The 21,512-nt window shown below is 72.4% G+C and carries 16 protein-coding genes and 1 pseudogene; 10 read left to right on the top strand and 7 right to left on the bottom strand.

Features of this window, described 5'->3' with window-relative positions:
* The first annotated feature begins 138 nt into the window (after positions 1-138).
* Positions 139-831, top strand: a complete 693-nt coding sequence (locus tag HCC61_RS05640) for a transglycosylase SLT domain-containing protein (protein ID WP_169134145.1) — start codon at positions 139-141, stop codon at positions 829-831.
* Between the two features lie 238 nt (positions 832-1,069).
* Positions 1,070-2,659: an AI-2E family transporter gene (locus HCC61_RS05635; protein WP_169134144.1), complete on the top strand. Its 1,590-nt coding sequence runs from the start codon at positions 1,070-1,072 to the stop codon at positions 2,657-2,659.
* 101 nt (positions 2,660-2,760) lie between these two features.
* Here HCC61_RS05635 and HCC61_RS05630 read toward each other — a convergent pair whose 3' ends face one another.
* Entirely contained in the window at positions 2,761-4,476 is a 1,716-nt protein-coding gene (locus HCC61_RS05630; RefSeq protein WP_240968612.1) for an alpha/beta hydrolase, read from the bottom strand.
* 642 nt (positions 4,477-5,118) lie between these two features.
* Here HCC61_RS05630 and HCC61_RS05625 point away from each other — a divergent pair.
* From HCC61_RS05625 to HCC61_RS05595, 7 genes are all read left to right on the top strand, one after another.
* A complete protein-coding gene (locus HCC61_RS05625) occupies positions 5,119-5,946 on the top strand; it encodes a helix-turn-helix transcriptional regulator (protein WP_169134142.1) in 828 nt (275 codons plus the stop codon).
* Positions 5,943-6,311, top strand: coding sequence for a DUF397 domain-containing protein (locus HCC61_RS05620; RefSeq protein ID WP_169134141.1), 369 nt, complete (start codon positions 5,943-5,945; stop codon positions 6,309-6,311). Before HCC61_RS05625 ends, HCC61_RS05620 begins: the two co-directional genes overlap by 4 nt.
* A gap of 120 nt (positions 6,312-6,431) precedes the next feature.
* Positions 6,432-6,959, top strand: coding sequence for a PadR family transcriptional regulator (locus HCC61_RS05615; protein ID WP_169134140.1), 528 nt, complete (start codon positions 6,432-6,434; stop codon positions 6,957-6,959).
* Entirely contained in the window at positions 6,956-7,732 is a 777-nt protein-coding gene (locus HCC61_RS05610) for an ABC transporter ATP-binding protein (protein ID WP_169134139.1), read from the top strand. Before HCC61_RS05615 ends, HCC61_RS05610 begins: the two co-directional genes overlap by 4 nt.
* Positions 7,733-7,971: 239 nt before the next feature.
* Positions 7,972-10,221: an ABC transporter permease gene (locus HCC61_RS05605; RefSeq protein ID WP_240968495.1), complete on the top strand. Its 2,250-nt coding sequence runs from the start codon at positions 7,972-7,974 to the stop codon at positions 10,219-10,221.
* Between the two features lie 284 nt (positions 10,222-10,505).
* Positions 10,506-11,408 (top strand): SPFH domain-containing protein, encoded by a 903-nt coding sequence (locus HCC61_RS05600; RefSeq protein ID WP_240968611.1) that lies wholly within the window; start codon positions 10,506-10,508, stop codon positions 11,406-11,408.
* Positions 11,405-11,716: a hypothetical protein gene (locus tag HCC61_RS05595; RefSeq protein ID WP_206322274.1), complete on the top strand. Its 312-nt coding sequence runs from the start codon at positions 11,405-11,407 to the stop codon at positions 11,714-11,716. Before HCC61_RS05600 ends, HCC61_RS05595 begins: the two co-directional genes overlap by 4 nt.
* Positions 11,717-11,781: 65 nt before the next feature.
* Here HCC61_RS05595 and HCC61_RS31175 read toward each other — a convergent pair whose 3' ends face one another.
* Positions 11,782-12,060, bottom strand: coding sequence for an ANTAR domain-containing protein (locus HCC61_RS31175; protein ID WP_169134137.1), 279 nt, complete (start codon positions 12,058-12,060; stop codon positions 11,782-11,784).
* A gap of 336 nt (positions 12,061-12,396) precedes the next feature.
* Between HCC61_RS31175 and HCC61_RS05585 the strand changes: the two genes are divergently transcribed.
* Positions 12,397-12,972, top strand: coding sequence for a carboxymuconolactone decarboxylase family protein (locus HCC61_RS05585; RefSeq protein ID WP_169134136.1), 576 nt, complete (start codon positions 12,397-12,399; stop codon positions 12,970-12,972).
* A 134-nt stretch (positions 12,973-13,106) separates the two neighbouring features.
* Here the strand turns inward: HCC61_RS05585 and HCC61_RS05580 are convergent, their stop codons facing one another.
* The 5 genes and pseudogenes from HCC61_RS05580 to HCC61_RS05560 all read right to left on the bottom strand — a co-directional run bounded on the left by HCC61_RS05580 (position 13,107) and on the right by HCC61_RS05560 (position 21,370).
* Positions 13,107-15,527, bottom strand: coding sequence for a SpoIIE family protein phosphatase (locus HCC61_RS05580; protein WP_240968493.1), 2,421 nt, complete (start codon positions 15,525-15,527; stop codon positions 13,107-13,109).
* 270 nt (positions 15,528-15,797) lie between these two features.
* Complete coding sequence (locus HCC61_RS05575) at positions 15,798-16,427, bottom strand: class I SAM-dependent methyltransferase (protein ID WP_240968609.1); 630 nt, start codon at positions 16,425-16,427, stop codon at positions 15,798-15,800.
* 775 nt (positions 16,428-17,202) lie between these two features.
* Positions 17,203-17,793, bottom strand: a pseudogene (locus HCC61_RS30535) (DUF402 domain-containing protein); the annotation flags it as partial.
* Positions 17,794-18,130: 337 nt separating this feature from the next.
* Complete coding sequence (locus HCC61_RS05565; RefSeq protein WP_169134134.1) at positions 18,131-19,525, bottom strand: class II fumarate hydratase; 1,395 nt, start codon at positions 19,523-19,525, stop codon at positions 18,131-18,133.
* Between the two features lie 147 nt (positions 19,526-19,672).
* Positions 19,673-21,370, bottom strand: a complete 1,698-nt coding sequence (locus HCC61_RS05560) for a fumarate hydratase (protein WP_169134133.1) — start codon at positions 21,368-21,370, stop codon at positions 19,673-19,675.
* Positions 21,371-21,512: the final 142 nt, after the last annotated feature.

Genomic DNA, 21,512 nt, shown 5'->3' with positions numbered 1-21,512 from the left:
CACCACGCGGGCCCTCCGCGCCCAGGGAGGGTCCCTACGGGCCCGTATCTCCGGTGACCATGTTCCGAGGAGATCAGTGCCAGGGGCACGATCAGCGCCCGCGCGGTCACTCAAGCGGGCACGTTGGAAGGAAAACGTGTGACTCGGATCTCCGTCCGGGGATTCGCAGTGGCGTCCGCCACCGCGGTCACCACCGTCGGCGCCGTCGTCGGTGTGGCCTCCGGCAGCCAGCAGGGCCAGACGACGAACGATGTCGAGGCCACTGCCGCTGACTCGACGCTGCTCGAAGACATACCGGCGGGTCAGCAGGCCCGGGTGCAGACCGCTTCCCTGACGCAGCAGGCCGACACGGCATCCACCGCTGCACACGCCGAAGCGAAGAAGTCCGCCGAGGAGGCAGCGCGCAAGCAGGCTGCCGAGGACGCCGCCGCCAAGAAGGCCGCGGCCGACAAGGCGGCCAAGGAGCACGAGGCCAAGCTGGCCGCGAGCCGTTCCTCTTCGCGTGCGGACGCGGGCGACTTCCCGACTCAGAGCTCGTACTCGGTCGCCGAGGTCAAGTCCATGGCCCAGAAGATCGTCGGCGGCGGCGACTTCCAGTGCTTCTCGAACATCGTGGAGCGCGAGTCGGGCTGGAACTACCGTGCCAGCAACGCCTCTTCGGGTGCCTACGGGCTGCTCCAGGCGCTGCCGGGTTCCAAGATGTCCTCGGCGGGCTCCGACTGGCAGACCAACCCCGCGACTCAGATCAAGTGGGGCCTGAACTACATGAATGACCGGTACGGCAGCGCATGCGGTGCCTGGGACTTCTGGCAGGCCAACAACTGGTACTGAGCAGCACGGCCGTCATGGCCCGGCGCTGAGCCGTACGACCGCACAGACTTCGACGCTCACCCCCGTCCCGTACCGCGGGCCGGGGGTGAGCGTCTGTCGTGCGCCGCGAGGACCGGGCCGTGAGCGGGTGGTGAACATCATCGCGCCCTCGCCGCGTGAGCAACCCCGGCGCCGGTAACGTCGTCCCTCAACGGCAAGCGGGACGGACACGAGGGTTCTTGCGGGGGCGGAGGAACGGATGACGAGCAGGGTCGACAGGCTCCGCGACAGCGTGGCGCGGATGGCCGCGCGCATCGCGGCGCGGCGCGAGGAGCAGTTGGCGAAGGACGCCGAGATGGCCGGTGCGGGGGCGGGGCCCCGGCCCGGGACAGGGTCCGGTGCCGGTGCCGGTTCGTCCGCGGGGAGTCCGTCCGGTGCCGAGAGTGCCTCCGGCGGCGCGCGGTCCGGGGGCACCCCGGCCCCGCCGCCCGGCGGCCCCGCCGGTGCCCTGCCCGCCGCCGGTGCAGGCAAGCCCGCGCCCGCCACCGCAGTGCCGTGGGGGATGCGGGTCGCGGCCGAGGCGGGTTGGCGGCTGCTGGTGCTCGCCGGCGTGGTGTGGGTGCTGATACAGGTGATCAGCTCGATCAGCCTGCTGGTGCTGTCGTTCTCCGCGGGGCTGCTCGTGACCGCGCTGCTCCAGCCCACGGTCGCCCGTCTCAGGCGTCATCGCGTCGGACGGGGACTGGCCACCACGATCACCTTCGTCACCGGGTTCGTGGTGATGGGGCTCATCGGCTGGTTCGTCGTATGGCAGGTCACCGAGAACCTGCCCACGCTCACCGACCGCGTGCAGGAGGCGATCCAGGAGGGCAAACGCTGGGCGATCCAGGGCCCGTTCCACGTGTCGAAGACCCAGGTCAACGACATAGCCAAGAATCTGAGCCAGTGGCTGGGCGACAACAGCCAGGAGGTCACCTCGGCCGGACTCGCGGGCGTCACCGTCCTGTTGGAGTTCCTCTCCGGTGCCGTGCTGACGATGTTCATCACCCTGTTCCTGCTCTACGACGGGCGCGGAATCTGGGGGTGGTTCCTCAAGCTCGTGCCGCGGAACGCGCGTGAGGGCGTCGCGGGCGCGGGTCCGCGTGCCTGGATCACGCTCACCGGCTACGTGCGCGGGACCGTGATAGTCGCCTTGATCGACGCGATCTTCATCGGCGTCGGCATCTTCATCCTCAAGGTGCCGCTGGCCGTGCCGCTGGCCGTCCTGATCTTCATCTTCGCCTTCGTGCCGATCGTCGGCGCCGTCGTCTCCGGCGCGCTGGCCGTGCTGGTCGCGTTCGTGACCAACGGGCCCATCACGGGGCTGCTGGTGCTCGCCGTGGTGCTGCTCGTCCAGCAGATCGAGAGCCACATCCTCCAGCCGTTCATCCTCGGGCGGCTGGTACGGGTGCATCCGCTTGCGGTGGTGCTCGCGGTGACGGGAGGCAGCCTCATCGCCGGGATTCCGGGGGCGGTCGTCGCGGTGCCGCTGGTGGCCGTGCTCAACACGGCGGTCGGCTATCTGAAGGCGTACTCGGAGGGGCAGCGGGGCGCCGGTCCCGGGATCGCGCTCGCGGGCGCGGCCGCGGAGTCGGGCGGGCCCGGCGGCGGGTCTTCCGGCGCGGCCGCGGGCGGGACCTCGAGCGGATCCGGCAGGACGGGCGTCGGGGGCGTGGGTACGGCGACGGAGCCCGGCGCCTCACCGACGGAGTCCGCGGACGCGCCGCCGCCCCCGGAGAACGGCGCGGACACCGGAGGCACGGACTCGGATTCCGGCAAGGGCAAGGGCAAGGGCGACGGCAAGAGCTGACGGAAGCGGCGGGGGCCGGCGGAGCCGGCGTGCCCGTGCCCTCAACCGCCGCTGAGCGGGCGGCTGTTCGGCTGTTCGGCGGTTCGCCGGTTCCGGCAGGCTCAGTACGGAGCCTCGCGCTCGTCCATGTAGTGCTTCAGCCGGTGGTAGTCCGCCGCCTTCCAGCCCTGCGCGGGGGGCGCGACGGCGATCCACGCCTCGACCGAGCCCGTGCCGTACCGGTGCCCGTGCGGTGCGTCGACCTCGTAGGAGACGGCCAGGTCGACCGTCGTCTGCCAGAAGGTGACGAACGGGAACCAGCCGACCTCCTTGGTGATGTCCGGGCCCAGCGGCTCGCGCAGCCACCGCGGGCGCTCTATCGCCAGGTCCCAGGACCACCACACGATCGGGTCGGATGCGTTCTGTAGATACACCACCCGCGGGGCGCGCCAGGGCGCGGGCGGGCGCGACAGGTCCTTCGCGGGCCACTGCGCGAAGCGGAAGTGCCGGCCCCGCTCGTACTGCGGACGCCAGACCGGGCTGCCGGCGTCACGGTGAGCGGTGATCTCCCCGCGGACGGGGGAGAATTGCGGCGAACCCGCCAGCACCGCGCCGTCCGTCTTCGACAGCAGATCGTCCGGGCCGTCGAAGGCGGCCTCGATCCCGTACGCGCCGAGGCTCTCCCCGAAGACCACAAGACGGGGGCGGCTGTTCGCGGGCTCCTCCAGCCAGCGCGCACGCACGGCCTCGAAGAGCGCGCGGTTCGCCCGCCCCGCCTGCTCCTTGTCCACGGCGAAGGAGACCCAGCTGGGCAGGTACGAGTACTGCATGGCGACGATGGCCGTGTCTCCGCCGTGCAGATACTCCAGCGGTTCGGCGTCCGTCGAGTTGACCCAGCCCATGCCCGTGGTGCCCGCGACGGCCAGCACCTCACGGTCGAAGGCGCCCGTGCGCTCCAGCTCGGCGACGGCCAACTCGGCGCCCGCCGCGTAGTTCTCGGGCTCGCCGGTGCCCGGGCCCTCGAAGGCGCGCCTGCCCACGTACACCCGTACGGGATCCTTGGCGGGGCGGTGGGTGACCTGGCTGATGTGGCGGGCGGTGGGCGTGGACGCGGTGAAGTTGCGGCCCTCGTAGCCCAGTTCGCGCCAGGTGATCAACGAGTGCGGGCTGCCCGAGACCTGGGGCGAGCCCGACTGGACCATCCCGTCCTTGGTGCCGCGGTCGGTGCTCTCGGCGAACTGCGCCACGACGTCGACGACTCCGCGGTCGAAGACCACGTCGCGCGTCCCCACGACCACCGCCGTCGCACTGATCAGCAGTCCGGCCACGACGGCCACGGGGCGCGGTACGAAGCGGCACAGCGCCCTTATCAGCTTGCGGGTGCCCAGCCGTACGGCGCGCGCCACGAGCAGCAGCAGCGCGCACAGCGCCAGCGCCATCAGCGTGATCATCATCGAGTGCCAGGTCAGCGTCTCGGGCAGATCCTGTAACGCCCTCAACCGGCGCTGCATACGGGCGCTTTCGGAGAGCGCCAGCACCGTGAGGCCGAGCGCGAGCACGTAGTACGCCTGCCACGCGTGCGCCCGCGCGCCCTCGCCCGGGACCCGGCGCAGCAGGCGGCGGCAGACCGGTGTGAGCGCGAGGCGTGCGAGCCGGCCCAGCGGTGCGCCGATCGCGTAGCCGATGGCGGCGGTGATGCCGCCGATGACGCCCTGGAGGAACCAGGGGCGCGGCACCAGGGACGGCGTGAGCGAGAGCCAGAAGAAGACGGTGGCGAGGCAGGCCGCGCTCAGATCCGGCCAGCGGCGTATGACGCGCGCGGCGTCGGTGTGCGGCAGGTACGGGCGCCGGGCGACTGCGAGGAGGCGGGCGGCGGCGCGGCGCAGGGCCGCCGAGGGCGCGTCGGGCGGCGTCCCGGGCCGTGTCCCGAGTCGTGCCCCGGGCCGTGCCAACGGGTGCGGCTCCGCGGGGTGTTCGGGTCGACGTTCCGGGAGCCGGGGTTCCGGCGGGCGCGGAGGCTGCTCCGTCCCCGGGGCCGTCCCCGTCCTCGCAACCGGCCCCGTCCTTGTTCCCGCACCCGCAGCCGTCCCCGCACCCGTACCCGTCCTCGTCCCTGTCCCGACGACCGGGCGCCGTCCCGTCGACGGGCGTGCGTCCGGGGCGAGTTGAGCGCGGGCCCGGGTGCCGCTCTCCGTGCGGGCGTCCGCCGCCGCGGGGGCCTCCGTGGCCGTGCGGGTGTCCGCGCCCGGCCCGGTGTCCGCCGCCGTACCGGCAGTACGCTCTGCCCGCGGCGCCTCCTCCGTCCTGTACCCCATGGTCCGCCCCCACCCGATGCCGGTACTCGGTCACCGATACGGCTGACGCACCGGACAGGACTCGGGTTGAGTGCGCATATCCGTCCCGAATACGGGTTGTTCGCAACAACAAGGCCCGATAGGGCTGACAACAGGCGCGTAAATCAGGGGAAGCAGGGGATCGCGATGCCCGCACGCAGGTCCGGCCACGGGAGCAGGCCGTCGGCCCGGCTGGTACTGGCCGCGGAGGCGGTGCGCCTCCGGGAGCGTGCGGGACGGTCGCTCGGTCAGGTGGCGGCGGAGACGGGCTACGACAGCGCGTATCTGCGCGAGCTGGAGAGCGGCGAACGCCTGGGCACACCCGCGGTGTTCGCGGCCCTGGACGAGCTGTACGCGTGCGCGGGGCACCTCGGCGAGCTGTGGGAGCTGGCACGGGACGGCGTCTTCCGCGAGCGGTTCAAGCGCTTCATGGAGCTGGAGCGGCTGGCGACGGCCCGGCACGAGTACGCGGCGGCCACCGTCCCCGGACTGTTCCAGACGGAGGAGTACGCGCGGGAGCAGCTGCGCACGGCCCGGCTGGGCAACGCGCAGGAGCTGGAGGAGCAGACCTCGGCCCGTATCGGGCGCCAGGGGGTGCTGGTGGGCGACGGGGCCCCGCGTTACCGGGCGGTGCTGGACGAGGCGGTGCTCAGGCGCGGGCTGCGCGACGCGGCCGCGTGGGGGCGGCAGTTGGACCGGTTGCTTCAGGTCGCGCTGCTGCCCGGGGTGATGTTGCAGGTGCTGCCGTTCTCGTCGGGACTCCAGCATCTGCTGGGGAGTTCGCTGACGCTGCTGTGGATGCCGGACGGTGCGTGCGTCGCGTACAGCGAGGGCTGCTGGTCCGGCGAACTGGTCGAGGAGACCGAGGACGTGGAGCGGCTGCGCCTCTCCTACGACGTGCTGCGGGACTCGGCCCTGTCGCCGGAGGAGTCCGCGGAGTTCATCGGGCACGTGAAGGAGGGAGCCGCATCGTGAGCACGGGCCGCACCGTGGGTGCCAGCCGCACTGCGAGCGCGGGCCGCACCGTGACCGCGTACGCCGCCATGGCTCCGTACGCGGCGCAGGACCGCACCCGCTGGCACGCGTCCAGCTACAGCAACGCGGAGGCCGGCAACTGCGTCGAGGTCGCCCCCCTCACCGGCACCGGCACGGGACCCGGCGCCGGCACAGACGTCGGCGCCGGAACAGGCACCGGCTCCGGCACAGGAACCGGCACCGGCTCCCTGGCGCCCGCCGTCGTGCCCGTACGGGACGGAACGCGCCCGCACGGGCCCGCGCTGCGGTTCGGCGCGGGCGCCTGGGCCGCCTTCGTCGAGGCCTTGAAGGCTCCCGGGGCCTGAGGCCCCGACTCCCGCCGCCCGTACGTCACTTCGGCGGCCCGGCCGTCCTTCTCCGCAGGTCGGGCCCTTTTTCCGGTGATCTATACACGCGATGTATACCCCTGATGTATAGTCCCCGCCATGTCCATCAGCCACACGCTGCTCGGGCTCCTGGAGGAGTCCGGCCCCCGCCACGGCTACGACCTCAAGCGGGCCTTCGACGAGCGCTTCGGGCACGACCGCCCGCTGCACTACGGGCAGGTCTACTCGACGATGTCCCGACTGCTGAAGAACGGCCTTGTCGAGGTCGACGGGATCGAACCGGGCGGCGGGCCCGAGCGGAAGCGCTACGCCATCACCGACGCGGGCATCACCGACGTCGCCGACTGGCTCTCGCGCCCCGAGAAGCCGGAGCCCTACTTGCAGAGCACCCTCTACACCAAGGTCGTGCTCGCCCTCCTGACCGGACGGGACGCGGGCGAGCAGCTCGACACGCAGCGCGCCGAGCACCTGCGCCTGATGCGGGATCTGACGCGGCGCAAGCAGGGCGGCGATCTGGCGGACCAACTCATCTGCGACCACGCTCTCTTCCACCTCGAAGCGGACCTTCGGTGGCTGGAGCTGACGGCTGCACGTCTCGACAAGCTGGCCACGGAGGTACGGCAATGACGTCCACAGCGTCCGAAGCATCCACAGCGTCCACGGGGGCGGACGGAGCGGCGGCGTCCACCGCGACGGCCGCCGCAGACGGAGCCGGTGCGGCTTCGGGGTCCCTGCTCTCCGCGAGAGCGCTGTACAAGACCTACGGCTCGACGGCCGCCCTCGACGGCGCCGACTTCGACATCCGCTCCGGCGAGATCGTCGCGGTCATGGGCCCGTCCGGATCGGGCAAGTCGACCCTGCTGCACTGCCTCGCCGGGATCGTCCAGGCGGACTCCGGCACGGTGACGTACCGCGGCCAGGACCTGACCTCGATGAACGACGCCGCGCGCAGCGCCCTGCGCCGCTCGGACTTCGGCTTCGTCTTCCAGTTCGGGCAGCTGGTCCCGGAGTTGACGTGCCTGGAGAACGCCGGGCTGCCGCTGCGCCTCGCCGGCTTCGGCCGCAAGGAGGCCGAGTCGCGTGCCGCGGCGTGGCTGGAGCGGCTGGAGGTCGAGGACGTACGGCGCAAGCGTCCCGGCGAGGTCTCCGGCGGTCAGGGCCAGCGCGTGGCCGTGGCCCGCGCGCTCGCGGCCGGGCCGCGCGTGCTCTTCGCCGACGAGCCGACGGGCGCCCTCGACTCCCTCAACGGCGAGCGCGTGATGCAGCTGCTGACCGAGGCGGCCCGGGAGTCCGAGGCGGCGGTCGTGCTCGTCACGCACGAGTCGCGGGTCGCCGCCTACTCGGACCGCGAGATCGTCGTGCGCGACGGACGCGCCCGGAGCATGGCGGGCGCCCTGTGAGCGCCGCCGGCACCCGCGCCCCGGGCGCGGAGGACACGGAGGGCGGGCGCGGGGAGCCGCACCTCCACGGGCACCCCGGAGGGGCCGGACCGGCGGGACCAGCCGGACCGGCCCGGCGGACAGGAGGAACCGGCGCCGCTGCGGGAAGGCGCGGCAGCGGCGCCGCCGGTCTCCGGGAATGGGCCCGTGATCTCGCGCTGGGCGCCCGCTTCGCGACCAGCGGCGGGCGGCAGGGATGGATGCGTACGCTGCTGACGGCCGTCGGCGTCGCGCTCGGCGTTGCGGTGCTGCTGCTCGCGGCGGCGGTGCCGGAGATCATCCGCGCTCACAGCACCCGCGAAGACGCACGCTCGGGCGCCTTCAGCGTCCAGGAGCCGAACGAGAAGAACAAGCGCAGCGAGTACTCGGTTCTCGGCAAGGACGCCAACAACCGCTGGAACGGCTACCAGTTGTACGGCCGTCTGTTGCAGGCCGAGGGGTCCAGCCCGGCCACTCCCCCCGGGCTGGACCACATCCCGGGAGCGGGCGAGCTGGCCGTCTCGCCGGCGCTGAAGAAGGTGCTCGACTCCCCCCAGGGCGACGTCCTGCGGGAGCGGCTGGACGGCAGGGTCACGGAGATCATCGGCGAGGACGGCCTGATAGGACCCGCCGAACTCGCCTTCTACAAGGGCGCGGACGACCTGTCCGTGGACAACGGGGCCACGAGGGTCACGCACTTCGGCGGCTCGCAGGACGAGCAGCCGATGGATCCCTCGCTGGTGCTGCTGGTCGTGGTGGCGTGTGCGGTGCTGGTGATGCCGGTGGCCATCTTCATCGCGACCGCGGTGCGCTTCGGCGGTGAGCAGCGTGACGCGAGACTCGCGGCGCTGCGGCTCGTCGGGGCCGACGTCGCGACCGCGCGGCGGATGGCGGCGGGGGAGACGCTGGTGGGGGCTCTGCTGGGGCTGCTGCTCGGCGGCTGGTTCTTCCTGCTGGGCCGGGCGTTCATGGGCAGGGTCGAGCTGTTCCACATCAGCGTCTTCCCGGAGGACGTCACGCCGGGTCCGCTGCTGGGGCTGCTGATCGTCGTCGGCGTGCCCGTGACCGCCGTGGCCGTCACCATCTTCGCGCTGCGGGGCGTCGCCATCGAGCCGCTGGGTCTCGTACGCAAGAGCGAGCAGCGCAAGCGGCGGCTGCTGTGGCGGCTGGTGCCGCCGGTGGCCGGTGCGGCGATGCTGATCCCGCTCGCGGGCGATCTGGACAGCGGCGGCGGCACGGTCAACGAGATACAGGTCAGCTCCGGCGTGGTGCTCGTGCTCACCGGTGTCGTACTGCTGCTGCCGTGGCTGGTGGAACGCCTCGTAGGGCGGCTGCGCGGCGGCCCGGTCTCCTGGCAGCTCGCCACCCGCAGGCTCCAGCTCAGCAGCGGGAACGCCTCCAGGGCCGTCAGCGGGATCACGGTCGCGGTAGCCGGCGCGATCGCGCTTCAGCTGCTCTTCTCCGTGGTCAAGACCGACGAGGAGCACAACGACCACCTGAAGCAGAACCAGACCCAACTCGACATCTACGGGCCCGAGTCCAGGCTCGCCGACGCCCAGGCCCTCACCGCCCGGCTGAGGCAGACCCACGGCGTCACGCAGGCGCGCGGCTATCTCGAGTCGTGGCTGGACTCCGCGGAGGGCGGCGACGACGGCGTCAACGTCACCGTCGGCACCTGCGACGCGCTGCGCGGAGCGGCCCGGATCGGCGAGTGCCGCGACGGGGACGTCTTCATGGTGCAGCCCAGGAGCGAGGAGGAAGGCTCGCCGGTGAAGCGCCGCATGCCCCTGCTCCTCGGCAGCGCACCGCCCGACGACAAGAACGCCCATCGGAAGGTCTGGAGGGTGCCGTCCTCCGCCCGCACGGTCAAGGGCATCACCTCGCCCGAGGGCTATGCCCACGCCGGTCTGCTGCTGACGCCCTCGGTGCTCTCCGAGAAGCAGCTGGACACCCCGTCGTACCAGGGTTGGGCGGTGACGGCACGTACCGACGAGGCGCTGGAGAGCCTGCGTACGACGGTCTTCCACACCGACCCCGCGTACACGCTGTGGGAGAGCGCCGACCAGGAGGCCGCCCAGGAGGTCGACGGGGTCCAGCGGGCGGTCATGGCGGCCTCGATAGCCCTGCTGCTGCTGATCGGCGCCAGCATGACCGTCTCGACGCTGGAGCAACTGCGGGAGCGCAAGCGGCAGTTGTCGGTGCTGGTCGCGTTCGGCACGAAGCGTTCCACGCTCGGCGTCTCGGTGCTCTGGCAGACGGCCGTGCCCGTGGTGCTGGGCATCGTGCTGGCGGTCGCCTTCGGGCTGGGCCTCGGCTGGGTGCTGCTTCAGATGCTCGGCGAGGCGAGGGCGGACTGGCTGGTCTTCCTGCCGGCCGCCGGCGCGGGTGCAGGGGTGATCGTCCTGGTGACGCTGATCAGCCTGCCGTTCCTGTGGCGGATGATGCGGCCGGACGGCCTGCGTACGGAGTGATCCGCGGAGCGGTCCTCCGGGCGATCCGGAGGGCCGCTCCCACCTGCTCACGGTTCCGGCCAGGCCCCCATGCTGGCCGGGACCGTGCTTTTGCGCTAAAGTGCTATCACTTTGCTAGACAGGGTCGGCGGCAGCGGCCGGCGGCCGAACGACACGGAGACGGGGGCACCCCTATGTCAGCGCAGGATCCGGCACACAACACGCCCAACACATCGGGTTCGAAGGCGAGTTCACAGGGCCCGGGCTCGCCCGGTGCGGACGGCGGGCAGCAGGACCTCGTCGAGATGCCCGACCCCCAAGTCCGCGAAGTCACCGCGAACAGCATCCCCGGCGGTCTCGCGCTCCTCCTCGGACTGATCGGCTTCCTGCTGGGCGTCGGAGGCATAGTCTTCGGCGGCAGCCTCGCGTCGGGCGGCTCCGGAGGGGCGGGCGCGGGACTGATCGTCGGCGGCGTCCTGGTGCTGATCGGCTCGATCTTCGCGATGTCCGGGCTCAACATGGTCGCTCCGGGCGAGGCCCGCGTCGTGCAGCTCTTCGGCCGGTACACGGGCACGATCCGTACGGACGGGCTGCGCTGGGTCAACCCGCTGACCAGCCGCAGCAAGGTCTCCACGCGTGTGCGCAACCACGAGACGGCCGTGCTGAAGGTCAACGACGCCTACGGCAACCCGATCGAGCTGGCCGCCGTCGTGGTCTGGCAGGTGCGGGACACCGCCCAGGCGACCTTCTCCGTGGACGACTTCGTGGAGTTCGTCGCCACCCAGACCGAGGCCGCCGTGCGGCACATCGCCATCGAGTACCCCTACGACGCCCACGACGAGGACGGCCTCTCCCTGCGCGGCAACGCCGAGGAGATCACGGAGAAGCTGGCCGTGGAGCTGACCCTGCGCGTCGAGGCGGCCGGCGTGAAGATCGTCGAGTCCCGCTTCACGCATCTCGCCTACGCGCCGGAGATCGCCTCCGCCATGCTCCAGCGGCAGCAGGCGGGCGCCGTGGTCGCGGCCCGCAAGACGATCGTGGAGGGCGCGTGCGGCATGGTCGAGGACGCCGTGACCCGCATCGCCGCACAGGACTTCGTGGAGCTGGACGATGAGCGCAGGGCCGCGATGGTCAGCAATCTGCTGGTCGTGCTCTGCGGTGACCGCTCGCCCCAGCCGGTGATGAACACGGGGACGCTCTACCAGTGACGGACCCTCCTGAACGCGACGGCTCCGCGGAGCCCGTGGAGTCCGTACCGTCCCCGGACGGTACGGACGGCGGGTCCGCGGACGCTCCGCGCCGGAAGCCGGGGAGGTCCACGCGGCAGCGCAAGCAGGTGCTGCTGCGGCTCGATCCGGCGATGTACGAGGCGATCGCACGCTGGGCGGCGGAGGAACTGCGTTCCACGAACGCCCAGATCGACTATCTGCTGCGCAAGGCCCTCGCGGAGGCGCGGCGCCTGCCCCGCGACGCCCGGCCCCATCCGCGCAGGGGCCGTCCCCCGCGCGAGGAGTGAGCGCCGGGCGTCCCGGTCCTACGGGGTCCCGGCCCTACAGGATCCTGGTCCTACGGGGCCCGGCCCTACGGGAGCGCGTTGCGCAGCGCCCACGTGATGGCGGCCCTTATGGCGTCCGGCGGGGCTTGTGCGTGCCGCTCGGCGACGGCCACCACCTTCTCGGCGACGGCACGCAGTCCCGTACCGGAACTACGGGCGACCCCTGTGAGGATGCCCGCCGCCACCTGCGCCGTACAGCCGTGTGCCGCCATCAAGGCGTCCTGAGCGCGGTCGACGACCTCCTGGGAGGCGTCGCCGGCGTGAAGTCGGCCGATTCCGTTCCCCGGATGCTCCGCACAGTTCACAGCTGCCCCACTTCTGCGACAGAGGAGACCGGGTGGCTTGAATGCGCACCCGCTGTCCAGCAGACAATCACAGCGTGTGCGTTCTCGGCCACTGTGGGACTCCGGGGCTTGACTTCCGCACTGTCGGCGTGCTTACGAACTGCGAATCGGGCAGCGGCCGTTGACGGCGGCTTCGCCACGTCGGTCCGAGCAGAAGCGGCCGGGCCGGAGGACCATGACCATGGAGTGTCGGCCCGCCCGCCGGCCACGAGCACCCGCAGGCTACGAACGCCCGCAGGCTCCGAACGCCCGCCGGCTCCGAACACCCACCGACGCCCGCAGCGGAGGCGACCGCCCATGGCTCTCGACCAACTCAAGTCGGCGCTTCCCGGCTACGCCAGGGATCTCCGGCTCAATCTCGAATCTGTCGTGGACGGTTCGCCGCTGCCGCGGCAGCAGCTGTGGGGCACGCTGCTGGTCTGCGCGATCGCCTCCCGCTCCGCCGTCGTACTGCGCGCGCTGGAGCCCGAGGCCAGGGAGCGGCTGAGCCCACAGGCGCATGAGGCGGCGAAGCGTGCGGCGTCCGTCATGGCGGTGAACAACGTCTTCTTCCGCACCAGGCATCTGCTCTCCGACCCCGGTTACGCATCACTCCGCGTGGGCCTGCGCACGGACGTCCTCGGCGAACCGGGCGTCGCCAGGGCCGACTTCGAGCTGTGGTCGCTGGCCGTATCGGCGCTGAACGGCTGCGGGGAGTGCCTCGACTCCCACGAGCGGGCGCTGCGCGGGGCGGGCGCCGGCCGCGAGACGGTCCAGGAGGCGTTCAAGATCGCTGCCGTGGTGCACGCGGTCGCCACGACGCTGGAGGCCGAGGCCCTGCTACGGGCCCCCGCGCCCGAAGGGCCGAACCGGCCCTGCGCGCCTGCCGATTGAGCCGTACGGGACGACGACTCGGGCCGGCCCTCCCGCGGAGGACCGGCCCGGGTCGTATACGTACACGTTCAGACGGCGGCGTCACCGGCGGCAGGCGTCACCGGCTTCGGCGCACGCAGGATTGCGAACACCGTTCAGGACACGGGCAGTTCGAACCACACCACCTTGCCCGTCGACAGCCGCGTCGCGCCCCAGCGCCGCGCGAGCCGGTTGACGAGATACAGCCCGCGACCGCCCTCGTCCGTCGCCCGCGCCTGCCGCAGCCGCGGCAGCTGCGGCACGTCGTCGCCGACCTCGCAGCGCAGCGTGTCCGTACGCAACAGCCGCAGCGTGATGGGGCGTTCGGCATACCGCACGGCGTTCGTGACGACCTCGCTGACCAGCAGCTCGACCGCGTCGGACAGCTCCTCCAGGTCCCAGCGCGCCAGTGCGCGCCGCGCCAGCCTGCGGGCCTGCCCGGCGGTCTGCGCACGCGGGTCGAGGAACCAGTACGCCACGTCGCTCGGCGCGATCCCGTCGAAACGGGCGGCCAGCAGCGCGATGTCGTCGTCCCGGTCGCCCGGGCCGAGGATGTCCAGCACCTCGTCGCACAGCGGCTCCAGCGGAGCCGACGCGTCCGGCCTGGTCAGCCGTGCCGTCGCCGTCAGCTTCTCGCGTAGATGCTCGATGCCGGTCCACACGTCACGCTGGCGCGACTCGACCAGCCCGTCGGTGTACAGCAGCAGGGTGGCGCCCGCGGGGGCGTCCAGTTCCACCGCCTCGAAGTCCACACCGCCGACGCCGATCGGCGCGCCTGCCGGTATCCGCAGCACCTCCGCGCGTCCGTCGCGATGCAGCAGCACGGGCGGCGGATGGCCTGCGTTGGCGATGATGATGCGGTGCGCGACGGGATCGTAGACCGCGTACAGGCAGGTCGCCATGCGGTCGCTGCCCAGGCGCTGCGCCTGCTCGTCGAGGTGGTGCAGCACCTCCTGCGGCGGCAGGTCCAGCTGCGCGAGGGTCTGCGCCGTCGTGCGCAGCTGGCCCATGATCGCCGCCGATGTCATGGAGTGCCCCATGACATCGCCCACGACCAGGGCGACCCTGCTGCCCGGCAGCGGAATCGCGTCGTACCAGTCGCCGCCTACGCGCGCGGTCTCCGCCGCCGGGAGATAGCGGCTGGCGAGATGGCAGCCCGTCGGCTGCGGCAACTCGTCGGGGAGCATGGTGCGCTGGAGCTCGTCGGCGATGTACGCCTCACGCCCGTACAGGACCGCCTTGTCGACGCCCAGCGCCGTGTGCGTGGCGAGCTGGGCGGCGATCAGCAGATCGTCCGGTTCGAACGGGGCGCGCTCGGGGCCGCGCATGAACACGGCGGCGCCGATGACGCGGCGGCGCCCGCGCAGCGGGGCGAGTATGGCGCGCTGACCCGACGGCACGTCCGGGCCGTCGCCGAGGAGTTCGGGAAGGGCGTCGCGTGCGGCGGGTGCGTCGGCGAAGACGGGGCGCACGCCGCGCAGCACCTCGGCCAGCGGACCGCCGGAGACCACCTCCACGTACTCGGCCGCACCCGCCGTGCCGTCCGAGACCGCGGAGAGCGAGGGGCCCGCGGCGGTGCCGCCCGGTCCCTTCGCGGGGTCGCCGTCGGTCTGCCCGCGCCCGTCGGCGGCGGACGCCGCGGCCACCATCGCGTGCGGGTCGTCGGGGATGCGGTCGCTGCGCCGCAGCCGCAGCACCACCGGGCCGGTGGGCCGCTCGTCGCCGACGGGCAGCGGGTCGCGCAGGTAGACGAGGATCGCGTCGGAGTACGCGGGCACGCTCGCCCTGCACAGACCGAGCACGGTCTCGTCCAGGTCCATGCCGCGTGCGATGCGGCGGGTGGCGGCGCCGACGAAACGCAGCCGGTCGCCGCCGCGCCGCTCCCGCTCGGCGGCGTCGCCGTTCCCGGGAGCCGCCTCGCGTGCGGCGGGAGGGTCGGAGGACGGGGCCTTGGGGGCGGCGGGCGGTACGTCGGCGGCGGTCATGTCGCCGGTGGTCGGATGAGACACGGCACCGCTCTCCGCGGTAGGGGGCTGGGACGGGGTGGGGGACGGCCGCTCGCTCGCGGGTCCCGGCCCGCCGTGGGACGGTTCGGGGACGGCACGGCCCGCGCCGCCCCTCGCGCCGGAGCCCCGTGAGGCCTCGGCGGTCTGCTGCTGTGACGTGTGCTGCGCGGCGGCTCCCTGACCGGATCTGGCGGACGGCTTGGTGCCGGACTTCCTGCCCGAGCCGCCACCGGACTTGCGGCCCGTTCTCGTGCCGGAGCCGGCGCCGGACTTGGCACCGGAGCCCGCGCCGGAAGCGCCGGAAGAGCCGGAAGCGGCCGAAGCGCCGGACGCCGCCGACGGGCCCGTCGCGGCGGATGCGGCGGATGTACTGGACGTGCCGGACGTGCCGGACGTGCCCGGGACTGAGGCGCCCCGCGTGCCTGAAGTGCCGGACGTGCCGCCCTTGGAGCGCGTACGGGGGCGCACCCGCTCCACCTCCTCACCGCCCGCGCACGCCGCGGGGAGCGCACCGTCGTGCGAGTGCGCCATGCCTGCCGGGCGGCCCGCGTCCGCGGTGCTCTCACACGTGCGGGGCGCAGCGCCGTCCGCCGTACCCGCCGACCGCCGGCCCAGGGGAGGGGAGACCTCTCCGGAGCGCAGGCCGAAGCCCGCCGGCGCCCCCGCCGTGGGCGGGCCCACGGCCGTGAGCGGCGGCGCTGCTCTGCCTGTCGCAGGCTCTTGGTGCTCCGTCACGCGTTCGGTTTCCATCCATCCGTGGCCGCGCGTCCTGCGCGCGCGGCGCTCCATGCGCTCCCCGTACTACGGCCGCCTCCGGCACTGGAGGAAGATCTGGATCTCGGGCGGCACGTCAGTGCTGGCCGGAGCGTAGGCATAGGCGTCCTCCCCGGCGATCTCGAAACCCGCATCGCGCACGACCTGGCGCAATTCGTCCCGCAGATAGCCGGATACCCGGATCGTGTTGCCCAGGAACGGCATTGAGAAGTCATCGACATCCGCTTCCACCATCGACATGGCCATCGGTGCGCCTTCCCGCAGTTGCTGGTGCAGCATGCGCAGCGCGTAGGGAATTTCGGCCCGAGGCAGCATCAGGAGGGAGAAGAAAGCGGCGACACCGTCGAAGGGACCGAGGTCGTGCCTCTCCACCTCATAGATGTCCATACGGCGGAAATCGCCGTCCGGCACGTTCCCCCTGGCGAGGTCCACCATGACGGGAGAGAGGTCGATGCCGGTGACCCGGTGGCCCGCCTCCGTGAGCTGGCGCGCGGTGGGCAGCCCGGTGCCCGAGCCGAGATCCAGCACCCGGGATCCGGGCGGCAGTTGCTCGGCGAGCCAGGCGCCCGAGGCGATCTGGCCCTCCTTGTGCGGGAAGGCCTCGTCGTAGCGGTCGCCGATCATGTCGAAGGCGGAGGCCTGCCCGGCCCGGTCCAGCGATCCCCAGTCGAAGTCCTTGTAGGCGCGCGCCTTCGACCTCGGGGGTACGGCGTCCTCGCTCTTCCCTCTGGCGGGCTCCCCGGAGCCTTCGAGGCCCTCCGGATCGGCGGCGTCCTCGCTCTCCCCCGGCCCCGGCCAGGGGGGATCCCCGTGGCTTCCGTACGTGCTGCTCACGCTAGATCTCCTCTCTGGCCACGCGCCAAATCCCCGAGGGGGGAGGGGAGTTGTTGCAGCAGTGCGCCTACGGACGCTGATCCTACGTTTGCAGTATGGGGGCGCAGCAAGGGGGAACGAGAGGTCGAAGCGGGCGCGTGTCGTCCGATAAGTCCGGCACATCCGTGCAAGTGCGGAAGAGGGTGCGCTCTGCGGACCGCGACGAGGGGCCCGCCGGGCGGAACCGTGTTCCGGAGGGGCCGGGAGTCCGGCTGCCGGACTCGGCGGGCCGGGTGTGCACCGGATTCCGGACGCCGGTGCGGGGGGCGCGGTGGCGACGGCGGACGGGACGTACGGGACGGAGGGGGCGTAGGGGGCGGAGGGGACTCCGGGGGCCACCGGTGGGCCGGGTTCACGGGTGGCGTGGCTCGCCCGGCCGGTGGCCGTCGCCGGGCCCCGATCCGTTGCCGCCGTGGGCGCCCGAGCCGTTGGGCCCGGCGCCGTTCCGCCGCGCACCGTGTGCGTCCTCGCCGTGTGCGTCCTCGCCGTATGCGTCCCCGCTCTGTGTGCCGTCGTGTGTGCCGGTGTACGGCTTCGGCCTCCCCGGAGGCGGCCGGCCGTCCCAGTCCCGCGGGAGCGAAGGCACCGGCCAGCGCGGATCCGGGCGCCAGTGCTCCCAGCCGTCACGGAACGGCGACGCCCACGCGGCGATCCGCTCGACCACCGCGTGCCCAGCGGTCCTTACCCGCGCGGCGAGCGCCTCGTCGACGAGGCCCGCGCTCTGTGCGGCCGCGAACTCGTCCTCGTCCCGCCACTCCCAACTGCGGTCCGGATACACGGCGATGTCGAGGAAGTGGTCCTCGGAGTCGATGCCTCCGGGCCAGCGGCGCCGGGGCTCCTCGAGATTCACGTACCAGTTCTTGAACTGCCAGTCCCGCTCCCAGAACAGCCACACCGACCAGTGCTCGCCGGGGCGTGCCAGCTTCAGCACGCCCGTGCCGAACCAGCGTGAGAGCACCGTGCGGCGCGGTCCGGTGTAGCGGGTCGCGAGCGGCTCGTGGTGCACGGGCGTGCCGTCCGCCATCTCCGGCTTGACGCATACGGTGCCGGGCGCGACCCACGCTGCGAGCAGCTCCGGGGTGTCGCACACGACGGTCACGGGGCGGCAGATGTGCGTAAGGCCGGTGCCGTTGGCGCGGTATCGCCACAGGACGCGGGTGCCGGGCTCCCAGCGGACGGTGCGGTCGCGCTCCGCTTCCTCCCCCGCCGAGTGCTCTGCCTCCCCGTCCTCCGGGTACTCCTCGGGGCCCTCGTACTCCGCGTTCCGTTCCGCTCCCGCCGCTGCCCGCTCCGCTGTCATGCGCAGATCCTAGGTGCGCCCGCCATCCGCCGCCGTCAGCCGAGGCCCGAACGCGCCACGCCCGCGCCCGGGCCCGCGGCCCGGCACCGGCGCCCACCGGAGCGGTTCCGGAACGCCCGGGATCGGCACCGGCACCGGCGCCCGGACCGGACTCACGGCAGGCGCGCGGAACGGCGCGCGGACCGGCTCACGGCCGGGTCATGCGCAGCACGTCCAGCGCCTCGTCGAGCTGCTCGACGGTCAGATCGCCGCGCTCCACGTGCCCCGCGTCGAGCACCGCCTCCCGGATCGTCTTCCGCTCCGCCAGCGCCTTCTTGGCAGCGGCCGCGGCGTTCTCGTATCCGATGAACCTGTTGAGCGGCGTCACCACGGACGGCGAGGACTCCGCGTACTCCCGTGCGCGCTCCGCGTCCGCCTCGATGCCGTCCACGGTGCGCTCGGCCAGGAGCCGGGAGACGTTGGACAGCAGCCGCACCGACTCCAGCAGGTTCTTCGCCATCACCGGCAGCATGACGTTCAGCTCGAAGTTCCCCGAGGCGCCGGCCGCGGCGATCGTCGCGTCGTTGCCCGTGACCTGCGCCGCGACCATCAGGGCGGCCTCAGGGATCACCGGGTTCACCTTGCCGGGCATGATCGACGAGCCCGGCTGGAGGTCGGGCAGCCTGATCTCGGCGAGGCCCGTGCGGGGCCCGGACGCCATCCAGCGCAGGTCGTTGCAGATCTTGGTGATGCTCACGCCGACCGTGCGCAGCTGGCCCGAGGTCTCCACCAGCGCGTCCCGCGCGCCCTGCGCCTCGAAGTGGTCGCGCGCCTCGGTGAGCGGCAGCCCGCTGTCCGCGGCGATCCGCTCGACGACGGCGGCGGCGAAGCCCGGCGGGGTGTTGATGCCGGTGCCGACGGCCGTGCCGCCCAGGGGGAGTTCGGCGAGCCGCGGCAGCGAGGCCCGCAACCGCTCGACGCCGTTGCGGATCTGGGCCGCGTAACCCGCGAACTCCTGGCCCAGCGTCACGGGCGTCGCGTCCATCAGATGCGTACGCCCCGACTTGACGACGTCCGCGAACTCCTCCGCCTTGCGCGACAGCGAGGCATCCAGCACCTCCAGCGCCGGGATCAGATCGCGGGTGACCGCGGCGGTGGCGGCGATGTGGATGGAGGAGGGGAAGACGTCGTTGGACGACTGGCTCGCGTTCACATGGTCGTTGGGATGTACGGGGGTCCCCAGGCGCTCGGTGGCGAGGGTGGCGACGACCTCGTTCATGTTCATGTTGGACGAGGTGCCGGAGCCCGTCTGAAAGACGTCGACGGGGAACTCGCCGTCCCAGCGCCCCGTCACGACCTCCTCGGCCGCGGTGCGTACCGCCTCGGCCAACCCGGGCTCCAGCACGCCCAGCTCGCCGTTGACCCGCGCCGCCGCCGCCTTGATACGGGCGAGCGCCTCGATGTGGGCCCGCTCCAGGCGCTGTCCGCTGACGGGGAAGTTCTCAACGGCGCGCTGCGTCTGCGCACGCCACTTGGCGCGTGCGGGGACGCGCACCTCGCCCATCGAGTCGTGCTCGGTGCGGTACTCCTGGCTGTCGCTCATTCCGTGTGCACCTCCGTACGGGACGGTTTCCCGTGTACCCACTGGCCTGTGGGCAGTCTGCCGCGAGGACGGCGGGGAGGTGCAAACCGGCGAGGCCGCCGCCGGGTGGCTACGCCCCGGTTCGTACCGGAGTCTGCCGCCGGGTGGCTACGCCCCGCTTCGTACCGGGATCGAGGTGACGAACGGCTCTGCGGGGCCGGGGTCGGTGAAGAAGTCGTTGCCCTTGTCGTCCACGACGATGAACGCCGGGAAGTCCTCGACCTCGATCCGCCAGACCGCCTCCATGCCCAGCTCCTCGTACTCCAGCACCTCGACCTTCTTGATGCAGTCCTGGGCGAGCCGTGCCGCGGGCCCGCCGATGGAGCCCAGGTAGAAGCCGCCGTGCGCGGCGCACGCCTCGGTCACCTGCGGGCTGCGGTTGCCCTTCGCCAGCATCACCATCGAGCCGCCCGCGGCCTGGAACTGCGCGACGTACGCGTCCATGCGGCCCGCCGTCGTCGGCCCGAACGAGCCGGACGCGTAGCCCTCGGGCGTCTTGGCGGGGCCCGCGTAGTAGACGGGGTGGTCCTTGAGGTACCGCGGCATCTCCTCGCCCGCGTCGAGCCGTTCCTTGATCTTCGCGTGGGCGATGTCGCGGGCGACGACGAGCGTGCCCGTCAGGGACAGCCGCGTCTTGACGGGGTGCTTGGACAGCTCCGCCAGGATCTCCGGCATGGGACGGCCGAGGTCGATCCGGACCGCGTCGTCGTTGGCCGCTCCGGCGCCCTCCGTCAGCTGCTCCTCCGTCGTCTCCGGGAGGAAGCGCGCCGGGTCCGTCTCCAGCTGCTCCAGGAAGACGCCCTCGGCGGTGATCTTCGCCTTGGCCTGCCGGTCCGCCGAGCAGGAGACGGCGATCGCGACCGGGCAGGACGCCCCGTGCCGGGGCAGCCGCACGACGCGCACGTCGTGGCAGAAGTACTTGCCGCCGAACTGCGCGCCGATGCCGATCCGTTGCGTCAGCTCGAAGACCTGCTGCTCCAGCTCCTCGTCGCGGAAGCCGTGCCCGGCGGGTGAGCCCTCCGCGGGCAGCTCGTCGAGATAGTGGGCGGACGCGTACTTCGCGGTCTTCAGCGCGTACTCGGCGCTCGTGCCGCCCACCACGATCGCCAGGTGGTACGGCGGGCACGCGGCCGTCCCCAGCGAACGGATCTTCTCCTCAAGGAACTTCATCATGCTCGCCTCGTTGAGCACGGCCTTCGTCTCCTGGTAGAGGAAGGACTTGTTGGCGCTGCCGCCGCCCTTGGCCATGAAGAGGAACTTGTAGGCGTCGCCGTCGGTCGCGTACAGCTCGATCTGCGCGGGCAGGTTCGTGCCGGTGTTCTTCTCGTCCCACATGTTCAGCGGGGCCATCTGCGAGTAGCGCAGATTGAGTTCGGTGTACGCGTCGTGGATGCCGCGCGAGAGGGCCTCCTCGTCGCCGCCGGACGTGAGGACGTGCTGGCCGCGCTTGCCCATCACGATGGCCGTGCCGGTGTCCTGGCACATGGGGAGCACGCCGGCGGCCGCGATGTTCGCGTTCTTCAGCAGATCGAGCGCCACGAAGCGGTCGTTGGCGCTCGCCTCCGGGTCGTCGAGGATGCGGCGCAGCTGCGCGAGATGCTCCGGCCGCAGGTAGTGGGAGATGTCGTGGACCGCCTCGGCGGCCAGCAGGCGCAGCGCCTCGGGCTCGACCTGGAGGAAGGTGCGCCCGCCGGCCTCGAAGGTGCGCACCCCCTCCGACGTGACGAGCCGGTACGGGGTGGGGTCCTCGCCCGTCGGGAGCAGATCGGTGTACGTGAAGTCCGGTCGGGACGGGCTGGCGGCCATCGTTGGGTCTTCCTCTCGTACGGCTCGGCTCGTACGGTCCTCGCGCGGATCCTCGTACGGCTCGCGGCTGGGGCGGCGCGACCATCAGCGTAGAGCGCCCGCCCGTGGACGCGGGGGTGAGGTCGACCTCAGCGGACCCGGC

This window comes from Streptomyces sp. HNM0575, assembly GCF_012726265.1.
Taxonomy (GTDB): Bacteria; Actinomycetota; Actinomycetes; order Streptomycetales; family Streptomycetaceae; genus Streptomyces.
The sequence above is the reverse complement of the archived record's forward strand: the minus strand, read 5'-3'. Positions and strand labels throughout refer to the sequence as shown.

Bases quoted from the DNA above. Each gene is read 5' to 3' on its own strand.
- HCC61_RS05635 (WP_169134144.1), top strand. From the start codon at position 1,070: ATGACGAGCAGGGTCGACAGGCTCCGCGACAGCGTGGCGCGGATGGCC.
- HCC61_RS05625 (WP_169134142.1), top strand. From the start codon at position 5,119: ATGCCCGCACGCAGGTCCGGCCACGGGAGCAGGCCGTCGGCCCGGCTG.
- HCC61_RS05615 (WP_169134140.1), top strand. From the start codon at position 6,432: ATGTCCATCAGCCACACGCTGCTCGGGCTCCTGGAGGAGTCCGGCCCC.
- HCC61_RS05610 (WP_169134139.1), top strand. From the start codon at position 6,956: ATGACGTCCACAGCGTCCGAAGCATCCACAGCGTCCACGGGGGCGGAC.
- HCC61_RS05605 (WP_240968495.1), top strand. From the start codon at position 7,972: ATGCGTACGCTGCTGACGGCCGTCGGCGTCGCGCTCGGCGTTGCGGTG.
- HCC61_RS05600 (WP_240968611.1), top strand. From the start codon at position 10,506: ATGCCCGACCCCCAAGTCCGCGAAGTCACCGCGAACAGCATCCCCGGC.
- HCC61_RS05585 (WP_169134136.1), top strand. From the start codon at position 12,397: ATGGCTCTCGACCAACTCAAGTCGGCGCTTCCCGGCTACGCCAGGGAT.
- HCC61_RS05580 (WP_240968493.1), bottom strand. From the start codon at position 15,527: ATGGCGCACTCGCACGACGGTGCGCTCCCCGCGGCGTGCGCGGGCGGT.
- HCC61_RS05565 (WP_169134134.1), bottom strand. From the start codon at position 19,525: ATGAGCGACAGCCAGGAGTACCGCACCGAGCACGACTCGATGGGCGAG.
- HCC61_RS05560 (WP_169134133.1), bottom strand. From the start codon at position 21,370: ATGGCCGCCAGCCCGTCCCGACCGGACTTCACGTACACCGATCTGCTC.